Consider the following 12,464-nt stretch of genomic DNA (forward strand, 5'->3'; position numbering starts at 1 on the left):
GGAAATTTTTTTCTAGAATTTTTTCACTTCCAAAATTGTTTTTTACAATACTCTTTTTGACTTAGTAGCTACAATTATTGTTTTTAAGTTCTATTGTTTTCGCCTGATAATTTAAAGAAGAACAGAATGCAATAGTTTTATCGAGTAATTACGCTTCTTTTATCCCATTTTATATCGCTAAGAACACCAGATTTTATTCCAATGAAGAAACCCCAATTCGCATTGTTTCCAAAAGGCGACCAATTGAAATCCATTCTCCAGCTTAGTAAATCTCTCTCAAAACGAAATTGCGTAAATGTAACTCCGTTTTGAACAAAATCATAGCCAGTAGAAACACCAGCTTTCCATTTTGGTGTTATGTCAGCGTTGGCTGAAATCATAATTGAATTTCCTATGATTTTATTTTCCCTATTTTCATTACCATAGGTTAATGAATACGCAAAAGTCATATCCCACGGCAATTTAGAGTTAAAAAATTCTGAAATTGCATCCTCACCGTCGGTTTCATCATCTTCATTAAAAAGGCTTCTTCTATTGTCACCTAAGTCTGTATTGGTACCAAATAAATCGTCATCTCGGCCACCGTTACGTTCACCTTGAACATTTTTTTCTTTCTTCGGATCATCTTTTCCTTTGCTTGACAGCGAATAATTTAATGTCAAATTCGAACTGGTCATTCGAAAAAGACTTCCTCCGTTATCAATATTATATACGTTAATTCGTCGCCCTGAATTGTCAATTGCGTAAGGGTCTAAAGTCGCCCCAAAATTGACATTCATTTTATTATCAAATAACAGGGTTCCACCTGTTACTCTAACCGGAGAGAAAGCTAGTGTGTTGACTCCATCAGCATTCAAGTCATAACTTGTAGAAAGGTTTAAGTTATTGAGCAACATTATCTTTTTTGGTTCTAATTTTGTGCTGTCTCGATCAGTAACTTTTGCTTCAAAAGTATTACTTAAATCAAATCCTAAATTGTTGGAATTATTTAAGCCAGGCGCACCATACACTCCATTTTCAAAACGGGTGTATTGTTTATTCATACTACCGCTGCCATCAGTGGCGTACGTATCGTAAAATCTTTCAAAGCTTGGCGTGTATCCATAAGAAACAGATGGTCTCATGACGTGCCTTATAGATTTTATTTTTTTGTCTTTACCAAAATTAAAAGTTCCATAAATAGTTGTACCTAGACTAGAAGCGAACGAATAAGTTCTAAAAGCATCAAAACCATTAATTATTTTATCAGTAACTATGTTTTGATCTGTATCAAAGCTCCGATCAATGGTTTTTGTGGTCCAAATTTCCTCATAGTTCAAAGCTGTTGAGGCGCTAAAATATTTAAATAATTTAAAATTGGTGCTTAAAGGGATGCTATGTTGAAAACCCACTTTTGCATCCCTAAACATTTGCGGTTTAAAAAATAAAGAGTCGGTAGTTACAATACTATTTCGACCATTTAAATTATACTGTAAGTTAATATTTTTAAAAAATCCCTTTCGAATACCATCTTTACCTACAAATGGATAGACACGATCTACACTTAGCTGCAATGTAGGCAAGGTCATATTGATCTCTTCTGTTTGCGTGTTTTGCGAGTGAGTTGCAGTCAACGACATTCGTACCTCAGGAACGCTCGTAAAATTCTTTGAGTACGATATTGAAGAACTCAAAGTGTTATTAAGGTTTCCACCAATATTTATTACGTTGATCGAACGCTGAAAGTATTTACTACTTCCAAGATTGACTGATGCAGAAAAGCTGGAATTGGGACTAGATTGCGAATCTTTAGAGTGAGACCACTGAATATTGTAAATGCTTTGCTTAGAATAATCGGGGAAACCACGTTCACTGGTTATTAAATTTTCAAATCTTACGTTTACATTGCCCCTAAAATTATATCTTTTAGCGTAACTCAATTCAAAACGCATCGCATAGCTGCCATTTGTAAAATAATCACCAAGAACCGTTAAGTCATAATGGTCGCTTAAAGCAAAATAATATCCTAAGTTTTGCAGCGAAAATCCACGTTGATTAGAATCGTTATAACTTGGTAAAATTAGACCTGAAACACTTGTTTCTTTGCCCATTGGAAAAAAAGCAAAGGGCAAGGCAATGGGTGTAGGAACATTAGCGATGACCATATTAGTTAATCCAGTTACCACTTTCTTACCTGGAATAAACTTCACTTTATTAGTTTGAAAGTAATATTCAGGATTATCTACATCTTTTGACGTGGTAAAGATGGCGCCTTTTAAAAAATAAACGGAATCATTCTCTTTCTTTGTAATTGCCGCTTTAATTCTAAACTCGCCTTGTTCTGATCTTGAATTGTAGATTAATGCTTTTTTGGTTTTAAAATTAAACCTAATCGAATCTGGCTCTATGACATTAGCACCTTGTTTAAAGTTTGGATACTGCGTAAATGCTCCCGTAGAATCGCGAATTCGGCCTGCATACACCTCATTTTTCTCGTAATCCATTACGATTTTCCCTGCTTTCAATTCGATGTCTTGATAATAAAGCTCTGCTTTATCGTACAAGGTTATTAATTTTTTCTTTTGTTCAATTCTAACATATTTTTCTGCTTTGTATTTTACTTTTCCATCAAGAAACGCTTTTTTAGGTTGGACACTATCTATTTTTGTAGTATCACTTTCTTTTTTAGCTAATGCTATCGAATCTAGTGCTAGTGTCTTTTTTATAATGGGATTGTTGGTTTGTTTACTAGAAGATAATGCCTTCTTTTTTTTTACTATATCCTGGGAGTATAAATTACCAGAACTAAATGATAGTAAAAATGATAGTAAAACGATATTAAATAAGTTTGTATACAAAGGTTTTAATGCTATTTTTGTAAAATATGGCTTGTTTTTTGACAAGACAAAATTACATATTATTAGTTGGCAAAAATAGTCAAATAAATAAATTTATAGAGATAGTCTTTTAATTAAATTAACGTATCGATTTATGCTTAAAATATATAACAAAACTGTCGTATCGACTCTTCTTCTATTACTATTTTCGACTGTAGTTTTCAGTCAATCAAACTCCTTTAAAATCACTTTAGACGCAGGTCATGGTGCTCATGATTATGGTGCAGTTTACGAGGGCCGAATCGAAAAAAATATAGCGTTGTCAATTGTTCTTAAAGTAGGCAAGATATTAGAAGCAATACCCCAAATGGAAGTAAATTACACTAGAAAAACTGATGTTTTTATCGATCTTATCGAGCGGGCAAATATAGCAAACAGATTTAATGCTAATATTTTTGTTTCAATACATTGTAACGCTAATAGAAATGTGGCTGCCGATGGAACTGAAACGTATGTTATGGGTTTGAGTAAAGTTGCATCCAATTTAGAGGCTGCAAAAAAAGAAAATTCAGTAATTACTTTAGAGAAAGATTACAAGCAAAAATACGAAGGATTCGATCCCAATTCTCCAGAGACAATGATAGGAATGACTTTAATGCAAGAGGAATATTTAGATAATAGTATTGCATTAGCAAGTAAAATAGAAGATGGTTTTGCTGATTTAGGAAAAAAGATTCGAGGCGGCGGAGTCAAGCAAGCGCCTTTTATGGTTTTACATAAGGCTTACATGCCACGAGTATTAATAGAAACTGGGTTCATTTCTAACACGGTCGAGGGAAATCGATTGAATAGTGAAGAAGGGCAAAATGAGGTTGCTACCGCTATTGCCGGTGCAATTGTGAGCTACAAAAAAGAATACTTTGGCGCTGATGATTTGCCAGAAGCAGGAGAATTACCTTCGCAAAAAGCAGCGGAAAAAGAAGCAGAAGCAAAAGTTATTGCCGTTGCTGACAAAGCTATAACGCAAGCAAATGGGCAGCTAACGAAAAAAAATCTTGCTGCTAATACAGAGATTATTTTTAAAGTACAATTGGTAGCAACGCAAAAAAGTATAGAAGTAGTATCCAAAAATTTTAAAGGGTTGGATAATGTTTCCTCTGTTTTCGAAAATAATTTTTATAAATATATGTATGGTGAGACCACTAATTATCAGGAGGCAAAACAATTATTGCAAAAGGCAAAATCCGTAGGGTTTAATAATGCCTATTTAATTGCCTTTAGAGACGGTGAAAAAATCAATATTCAAGACATAATTAAATAATCGGTTTTGTTATTACTGAGCCTGAACAAAAATATAAAAAGTTCCACTTTGAAATTATATAAAAAGATTAAAATAATATTGTTTTTTCTGTTTTTGCTCTGCTTCGCAATTTCTTTCGCTCAGTCTAACACAAATTTTACAGTCATTTTAGATGCAGGACATGGTGGTAAAGATCCGGGTAATTCCTACCACGGATTTGTTGAAAAAGAAATAGCACTGAAAACAACATTGAAATTAGAAAAATATTTAATAAGAGAAAATATAAAAGTTATTCACACTAGAAAAACTGATGTGTTTATAGAGTTAGTTGATCGACCAAAAAAGGCTAACAGTAGCCATGCAAATCTATTTGTGTCAATCCACTGCAATTCTGTCAAAAATCCTGTGCCCTTTGGAACTGAAACTTTTGTTATGGGACTAACAAGAAGTAAAGGAAATTTAGAAATTGCAAAACAAGAAAATTCAGTAATTTTATTAGAAAAAAATTATAAGCAAACTTATAAAGGTTTTGATCCAAAAAATCCAGAAACCCTAATTGGCTTAAAAATGATGCAGGAAGATTATTTAGATAGAAGCATTGTGTTAGCTTCAAAAATTGAAAGTAATTTTAAAAATGATTTAAAAAGAAAATCCAGAGGAATAAAGCAAACTCCATTATGGGTTTTAGATGCTGCATACATGCCAAGTGTATTAATTGAACTGGGATTTTTATCAAATAACAAAGAAGGATCCTATCTCAATTCGAATGCAGGGCAAGAAGCAATGGCCAAAGCTATTGCAGCTGCTATTATTGATTACAAAAAAGAATATTTTGGAAGTAGTTCTGGCAGAGTTTTTAAAAACAGTGTTGATGCTCAAACAAATGAAAAAACGAAAAATGATTCAGCAAAGTTTTCTGAACCTAAAATATCAGAAAATCAAAAATCTAACTTAGTTTTTAAGATACAATTCGCCGCTGGAAAACAAGACATACCCCTAAAGTCCTATAATTTTAAAGGTTTGAGCAATGTTTCCATGCGCACAAGTAATGGAACTTTTTTTAAATATTCATACGGGGAAACTTTAAATTACGGTGCAGCAAAAAAAGATTTAGATTTAGTACAGTCGAAAGGATACCCCTCAGCGTATATAATTGCGTTCAAAAATGGAAAAAACATTCCTATTAAAGAAGCATTAAAATAATAACTACAAGTCAAATATTTTATATTAAATTTGTAAAAAATACATAGATTTTGAAAATAACACGAGAAATTAAAGCTGCTATCTTAGTCGTAGCGTCAATACTTTTATTCATTTGGGGATACGATTTTCTAAAAGGGAAAGACCTTTTTATAAATTACAAAACATATTACGTGGAGTATAAAAGTGTTGAGGGATTAGCCACATCGGCACCCGTAACTCTCAATGGTCTCGTTATAGGTAAAGTAAGTTCTATCACTATTAATCCTAATACTGGAGTGTTATTAGTACAACTGCAACTAAAAACTGATTTTCCAATCGCTGCATCTAGCGTCGCTTCTATTTATGAGCCTGGATTTATTGGAGGAAAACAAATTGCCATCATTCCTAATTTTAATGACAAGACTTTAGCTGTCAATGGTCAAAAATTTACTGCAGGAATAAAATTAGGTCTTACAGACAAAGTAGGAGATCAGCTTGCACCACTTCAAGAAAAACTGGAAAAAGTTTTAGCCAGCACGGAGGTGCTAATCTCTGGATTAAATAATGTTTTAGATCAAAAAGGACAACAAGATTTAAAATTAACTTTAGAAGAATTAAGTAAGACCGTTGCTCAATTTCACAGTGCTTCAAAGAGTTTAAATAGCTTATTGGCTGAGAATAAAAATCAAATCAAAGGAACAATTACTAATTTTAATAAAATAAGCAATAATTTTTCTAAGATTTCTGATTCACTGAACAAAGCTGATATTGGAAAAACCGTAAAAAATTTAAATAAAACATTGGCTAGAGTAGATGGAATTATGATTGGACTAGAGGCCGGTAAAGGTTCTATGGGCAAATTGTTAAATGATGAAGCATTTTATCAAAACATTAAAACTTCGACCAAAGAACTAGAATTGCTGCTACAAGATGTTAGGTTGCATCCTACACGATATGTCAATATTTCTGTTTTTGGAAAAAAGAATAAACCTTACGTAGCACCTGAAAAAGATTCACTAGCAACACCTAACAATTAGTACTCATGAGTTATCTTGACAATATTTTATTTGCCATACTTTTAATTTTTGGTTTCGGTTATTTTTATGGTAGCGTTAAAAAAATAAGACGCAACATCAACCTTGGAACTGCAGTAAATCGTTATGATAATCCAAAAGCAAGATGGGCTAATATGGCTATGATTGCACTTGGACAATCAAGAATGATAAAAAGACCAATTGCGGGACTACTTCACGTGATCGTTTATTTAGGTTTTATAATTATAAATATTGAACTGTTGGAAATCATCATCGATGGGCTTTTTGGCACCCATCGTATTTTTGCTTTTCTGGGAACGACTTATGATGTTCTAATTGCTTCTTTTGAAATTTTAGCCGCTTTAGTTTTAATTGCAGTCTTTGCTTTTTGGTCACGAAGAAATGTTATAAAGCTTAAACGATTTGTAAGTTCTGACTTAAAAGGCTGGCCAAAAAATGATGGTAATTATATTTTGTACTTTGAAGTAGTTTTAATGACATTATTTTTGTTAATGAATGCCTCCGACTTGCATTTACAAAATGTTCCTGGTGGTTTTTCACATTATATCAAAGCTGGATTTTTTCCTGTCAGTCAATTTATCGAACCTATCTTTAACGGATTGTCTAATGAACTAGTCATGGTTCTATATGAAGTATTCTGGTGGTTGCATATTGCTGGAATTTTGATTTTTATGAATTATTTATACTTTTCAAAGCACTTGCATATTTTGTTGGCTTTTCCTAATACCTATTTTGCAGATTTGCACCCTCAAGGTCAGTTTGATAATTTGGAATCGGTTACGAAAGAGGTAAAATTAATGATGGATCCTTCTGCTGATCCTTTTGCAGCCGCCCCGGTAGATGAAAATGCTGCGCCAGCCAAATTTGGAGCTAGCGATGTTCAAGATCTTAACTGGGTCCAATTATTAAATGCATATACTTGCACAGAATGCGGTCGATGTACCTCGGTATGTCCAGCAAACATTACTGGTAAAAAACTGTCTCCGCGTAAAATTATGATGGATACTAGGGACAGACTGGAAGAAGTAGGCAAAAATATCGATGTTAATAAAGGTATTTTTGTTCCTGATAATAAATCTTTACTGAACGATTACATCACTCCAGAAGAATTATGGGCCTGTACTTCGTGTAATGCTTGCGTTGAGGAATGTCCCGTAAATATTAGTCCGCTATCTATAATTATGGATATGAGACGTTACTTAGTTATGGAACAAAGTGCCGCTCCAATGCCAGTTAATGCGATGATGAGTAACATAGAAAATAATGGTGCTCCATGGCAGTACAATCAACAGGACCGATTGAACTGGAAAAACGAAAATTAAAATTATTTAAATAGGCTATTATACCATTTTAAACAAAAAAATATGTCAGAGAATTTAATAGTGCCAACGATGGCTGAAATGTTGGCTCAAGGTAAGCAACCAGAAGTGTTGTTTTGGGTAGGTTGTGCAGGAAGTTTTGACGATCGAGCAAAAAAAATTACTAAAGCATTCGTGCAAATTTTAAATAGGTCCAACGTATCTTTTGCTGTTTTAGGCACAGAAGAAAGTTGTACCGGTGATCCTGCTAAAAGAGCTGGAAACGAATTTTTATTTCAAATGCAAGCAATGATGAACATCGAGGTTTTGAATGCGTATGAAGCAAAAAAAATTGTGACCGCTTGTCCACATTGTTTTAATACTTTAAAAAATGAATACCCAGAATTAGGTGGGAAATATGAAGTTATTCACCACACGGAATTCTTAAAATCTTTACTAGACGATGGAAGACTTACGATAGAAGGCGGTCAATTTAAAGGTAAGCGAATTACATTTCACGATCCTTGCTATCTAGGAAGAGCTAATAATGTTTACGAGGCTCCAAGAGAATTAATCCTAAAATTAGACGCCGAATTAGTGGAAATGAAGCGTTCTAAAGCGAATGGATTATGTTGTGGTGCAGGTGGCGCACAAATGTTTAAAGATGCAGAAGCTGGTAATAAAGAAATTAATATTGAAAGAACCGAAGACGCATTAGAAACTAAACCTGAAATAATTGCAGCAGGCTGTCCTTTTTGTAATACAATGATGACCGATGGAATCAAGAACAAAGAAAAAGAAGGTGATGTAAAAGTTATGGATATCGCTGAGCTGATCGCTAATGCGCAGGATTTATAAAAATGTTGCTTTCGAAATTTTTATTTTAAATAAAACACAAATATCATGTACGTTCCTTTCGAAAATTTACCTGAAGAGTCCAAAATTTGGATTTATCAATCGAATAGAAAATTCTCAGATACAGAATTTTCTGAAATAGAAATTGCACTAAAATCTTTTTTAGACCAGTGGGCAGCGCATGGCACTAGCTTAGAAGCTTCTTATTTGCTAAAATACAATCGATTTATTATTCTTGCCGTTAATCAAGACGTTCAAGCTGCATCAGGTTGCTCTATAGACTCATCTGTAGAATTTATTCAAGCGTTAGAAAAAAAATACAGTGTGGATTTATTAGACAAGATGAATGTCACTTTTAAGCTGGGCGAACATATTGCTCATAAGCCACTTATAGACTTCAAAAAAATGGTTAAAGATAAAGCAGTTACTGAAAACACAGTAGTTTTTAATAATTTAGTAAATAATATAGAGGAATTTAATGAATCTTGGGAAGTACCTGCTATTGACAGCTGGCACAGTCGTTTTTTCTAAATGGAAAAATATAGCGAGTGGTTTGAGAAATTGACTGCAGAAAACCTAATGGTGTGCAAGCACATTGTTCTTTTTGATTATTGAATAATTGCAAAGTAGTCCAGATAATAGTATTATATTATTTGGACTTTTTTATGTAAAAACATTTTATTTGAAGTCTAAATTAGATTTCTTTACCACATTTCCAAATTAAAAAATTCGAACAATAAATGAAATTCAAAAAAATATTAATATTAAAAATTTACGTAGTTCTTATTTATTTTTTCAGTTGTTTTGCTCATTCTCAAAATGCTGATATAGATTTATTGCGCAGTCTCAATAAAAATAGAAATACGGCACTTGATCCTGCTTTTAAGGCCATTTCAAATAGCGTTGTTCCTATTGGTATAGCAGCTCCAGTAATCATTTATTCGATAGGATTGATTAAAAAAGATAGCACCGTCAAAAAACAAGCTTTGTTTATAGGACAAACTTTTTTAGTTTCGGCATTTATCACAACAGCTCTAAAACATAGTACAAAACGTGAAAGACCTTATGTTACATATCCGGATATTGATCAAGCTTATTCATCAACCGGCTATGCATTCCCTTCTGGTCATACTTCTACCGCTTTTGCTACAGCAACATCGTTAAGTATGGAATATCCTCAATGGTATGTTATTGCTCCTTCTTTTGTATGGGCATCGGCTGTTGGATATTCACGTATGCATTTAGGAGTTCATTATCCATCAGATGTTATAACTGGTGCGATTGTAGGAAGCGGTTCTGCATATTTAAGCTATAAAATGAATAAGTGGATTAATAAAAAGAGACTGAAAAAGGGATAAATATGGTGTTAAAAAAATTTATTGCTGATTTGTAAGCAATTATAAGTTTAACTTTATTTCAGTAGAACTTCACCGCTATTTTAGTATTTTCGTTTTATTAAATTACATACATGAAAATAGCAATAGTTTGTTATCCTACGTTTGGTGGAAGTGGAGTAGTAGCCACAGAGTTAGGTTTAGAATTAGCACGTCGTGGTCACGAAATTCATTTTATAACCTACAGTCAACCAGTGCGTTTAGCGCTTTTAAGTAAAAATGTTCATTACCATGAGGTAAATGTTCCTGAGTATCCATTATTTCATTACCAGCCTTATGAGTTAGCGCTTTCAAGCAAGTTAGTAGATATGGTAAAGCTGTATAAGATTGAATTGCTTCATGTGCATTACGCCATTCCGCATGCTTACGCAGGATATATGGCAAAACAAATGTTAAAAGATGAGGGCATAAATATTCCAATGGTTACAACTTTGCACGGTACTGATATTACGTTAGTGGGTAATCACCCATTTTACAAACCAGCAGTGACATTTAGTATCAATAAATCAGATTTTGTAACTTCGGTTTCCCAAAGTTTAAAGGATGCTACCCTTGAATTATTCAATATTAAAAATGAAATTGAAGTTATCCCGAATTTTATCGAAATTACTAAAAATCGAGTAGAATCAGATGTTCCTTGCCAACGTTCAGTAATGGCGGAGCCAAGTGAGCGCATCATTACTCACATTAGTAATTTTAGGAAGGTAAAGAGAATTCCTGATGTAATCAAGATTTTTTATAATATTCAAAAACAAATCCCCGCCAAACTGATGATGGTGGGCGATGGTCCTGAAAAAGAAAAAGCAGAGCATTTGTGCCAAGAATTAGGTATCGAAAATAAGGTCATTTTCTTTGGGAATAGTAATGAAATTGACAAGATTTTATGCTTAACCGATTTGTTTCTACTTCCATCAGAAACGGAAAGTTTTGGTCTAGCCGCATTAGAAGCAATGGCCTGTCGAGTTCCCGTAATTTCTAGTAATTCGGGTGGTTTAGCAGAGGTAAATTTTGAAGGAGTGTCGGGATATTTAAGTGATGTTGGAAATGTAGAAGAAATGGCAGAAAATGCATTAAAAATTCTAACAGACGATTCAAAGCTCGAAGAATTTAAAGATAATGCTTTGGCTGTGGCGAAGCAGTTTGATATTCAAAATATTTTACCGTTGTACGAAGCATTATATCAAAAAGCAATAAATAAATATTTATAAATTGCAAACTAAATTACTATTGTCAACGCAAAATGAGTTGGACTAATAAGTGTAAAACCAATCTAAATTTTAAATAATGAAAAAAGTAATTTTATTATTCGTTTTAGCTACAATATCATCATGCAGCAGCACGGCTGTAAAAAGTACTGAGCCTAATAAATTATATGAGGTTTTGTCTCAACAAGAAAACGGGGGAGCGTCTATTCGATTTTTTGAAATACTTTCTGAAGCGAATGAAATTGCAATGTTACAAAATGACGAAAATTTAAAGAATAAAATTAGTACAACTGACATTCAAAATGCTAATTTCATTATTTTAAATATGGGAGAAAAATCTAGTGGTGGATACAAAATAGGAATTGAGACGGTTGTTGAAACAGCTACTAATATAATCGTCACTGTCAAAGAAACAATTCCTGAACAGGGAAGTATGGTAACTCAAGCTCTAACTAATCCGTTTTGTGTTGTACAAATCAATTCGAAAAAAGCGATTCTTTTTAAATAAAAAAATAAAGGCTGCTCAATTGAGAGCAGCCTAACATTTTAAAAATTCAGTTGTACTATTAAAATTGATATCTAAGTGCTACCGCCACATCTGAACCATAATTATTTTTATAATATCCGCTATTTCCACCAAATTCTGGTCTGAAGTCAAGAGAAAGCAATAGTGGAATATCAAAGTTATATTCGATACCAATATTTCCAGCAGCAAATGCAAAAACATTATTATCATAATTTCTGTTGTCATCATAATCTCTATTGTAACTTCCTACACCTCCACCAATACCAGCATACCAGTTGAATCCACCATCAATATTCCATACCCATTGGTAAAGAGCTGTTAATTTGATAGCGTTGTCATTGTAATCATTATTATTGTAGTTATTTCTGTTTCTCCAACCTAAATCCAATTCTAAACGATTGTTCTTAGACAATCCCCTTTGAAAGGAAATTTCGGTTCCAAAACCGCCGTTGCTGCCAAAACGTAAACCAATAGCATTTTTTGAGATGTCCTGTGCTTGAGCTGTAAATGCTAGTGCCACTAACATTATAATTGATAAAATAATCTTTTTCATAAGTTTGTTTTTAAGGGACCAAATATAGCTTTTTTGAATTAGTGAAGGTTACAGTTTTAATATTAAAAATTATATAATTCCCATGTCACAGTAAAGCAAATTTACTAAATGAACTTTTATCAAACGTTGTTAATTGGACAGAATAACACAAAAGATAATATTAGAATGCGAAAAATTGTCATTATAAATCTAGTAACAATTGTAAAATGTTTCTCAAAACTTTAAAGTTTAAACTTTTGCACCTGAAAGTAAAGTGGTACTTTTGTTAAAAACTAACTAT

At 33.0% G+C, this 12,464-nt stretch carries 11 protein-coding genes; 9 read left to right on the plus strand and 2 right to left on the minus strand.

Features of this window, described 5'->3' with window-relative positions:
* Positions 1 to 137 precede the first annotated feature (137 nt).
* Positions 138 to 2,837: a putative LPS assembly protein LptD gene (locus BUB42_RS14735; protein WP_244533943.1), complete on the minus strand. Its 2,700-nt coding sequence runs from the start codon at positions 2,835 to 2,837 to the stop codon at positions 138 to 140.
* A 133-nt stretch (positions 2,838 to 2,970) separates the two neighbouring features.
* On the opposite strand from BUB42_RS14735, the gene BUB42_RS14740 reads away from it, so the two are divergent.
* From BUB42_RS14740 to BUB42_RS14780, 9 genes are all read left to right on the plus strand, one after another.
* Positions 2,971 to 4,137: an N-acetylmuramoyl-L-alanine amidase family protein gene (locus BUB42_RS14740; protein WP_073021738.1), complete on the plus strand. Its 1,167-nt coding sequence runs from the start codon at positions 2,971 to 2,973 to the stop codon at positions 4,135 to 4,137.
* Positions 4,138 to 4,185: 48 nt separating this feature from the next.
* Positions 4,186 to 5,319 carry an N-acetylmuramoyl-L-alanine amidase family protein gene (locus tag BUB42_RS14745; protein WP_073021739.1) on the plus strand — a complete coding sequence of 378 codons (1,134 nt, stop codon included), beginning with the start codon at positions 4,186 to 4,188 and terminating at the stop codon, positions 5,317 to 5,319.
* A 50-nt stretch (positions 5,320 to 5,369) separates the two neighbouring features.
* Complete coding sequence (locus BUB42_RS14750) at positions 5,370 to 6,335, plus strand: MlaD family protein (protein WP_073021742.1); 966 nt, start codon at positions 5,370 to 5,372, stop codon at positions 6,333 to 6,335.
* 5 nt (positions 6,336 to 6,340) lie between these two features.
* On the plus strand, positions 6,341 to 7,675 hold the full coding sequence (locus tag BUB42_RS14755; RefSeq protein WP_073021744.1) for a 4Fe-4S dicluster domain-containing protein: 1,335 nt from the start codon (positions 6,341 to 6,343) through the stop codon (positions 7,673 to 7,675).
* A gap of 42 nt (positions 7,676 to 7,717) precedes the next feature.
* The gene (locus BUB42_RS14760; RefSeq protein ID WP_073021746.1) at positions 7,718 to 8,509 is read left to right on the plus strand and encodes a (Fe-S)-binding protein; all 792 of its coding nucleotides are present in this window, start codon (positions 7,718 to 7,720) and stop codon (positions 8,507 to 8,509) included.
* A gap of 45 nt (positions 8,510 to 8,554) precedes the next feature.
* Complete coding sequence (locus tag BUB42_RS14765) at positions 8,555 to 9,037, plus strand: ABC transporter ATPase (protein ID WP_073021748.1); 483 nt, start codon at positions 8,555 to 8,557, stop codon at positions 9,035 to 9,037.
* Positions 9,038 to 9,246: 209 nt separating this feature from the next.
* Entirely contained in the window at positions 9,247 to 9,864 is a 618-nt protein-coding gene (locus BUB42_RS14770; RefSeq protein ID WP_073021750.1) for a phosphatase PAP2 family protein, read from the plus strand.
* A 110-nt stretch (positions 9,865 to 9,974) separates the two neighbouring features.
* Positions 9,975 to 11,108 carry an N-acetyl-alpha-D-glucosaminyl L-malate synthase BshA gene (bshA, locus tag BUB42_RS14775; protein WP_073021752.1) on the plus strand — a complete coding sequence of 378 codons (1,134 nt, stop codon included), beginning with the start codon at positions 9,975 to 9,977 and terminating at the stop codon, positions 11,106 to 11,108.
* Positions 11,109 to 11,184: 76 nt separating this feature from the next.
* A complete protein-coding gene (locus tag BUB42_RS14780) occupies positions 11,185 to 11,613 on the plus strand; it encodes a protease complex subunit PrcB family protein (protein WP_073021753.1) in 429 nt (142 codons plus the stop codon).
* 58 nt (positions 11,614 to 11,671) lie between these two features.
* Here BUB42_RS14780 and BUB42_RS14785 read toward each other — a convergent pair whose 3' ends face one another.
* Entirely contained in the window at positions 11,672 to 12,184 is a 513-nt protein-coding gene (locus tag BUB42_RS14785) for a hypothetical protein (protein ID WP_073021755.1), read from the minus strand.
* Positions 12,185 to 12,464 lie beyond the last annotated feature (280 nt).

It is taken from the genome of Flavobacterium micromati, assembly GCF_900129585.1.
GTDB lineage: Bacteria > Bacteroidota > Bacteroidia > Flavobacteriales > Flavobacteriaceae > Flavobacterium > Flavobacterium micromati.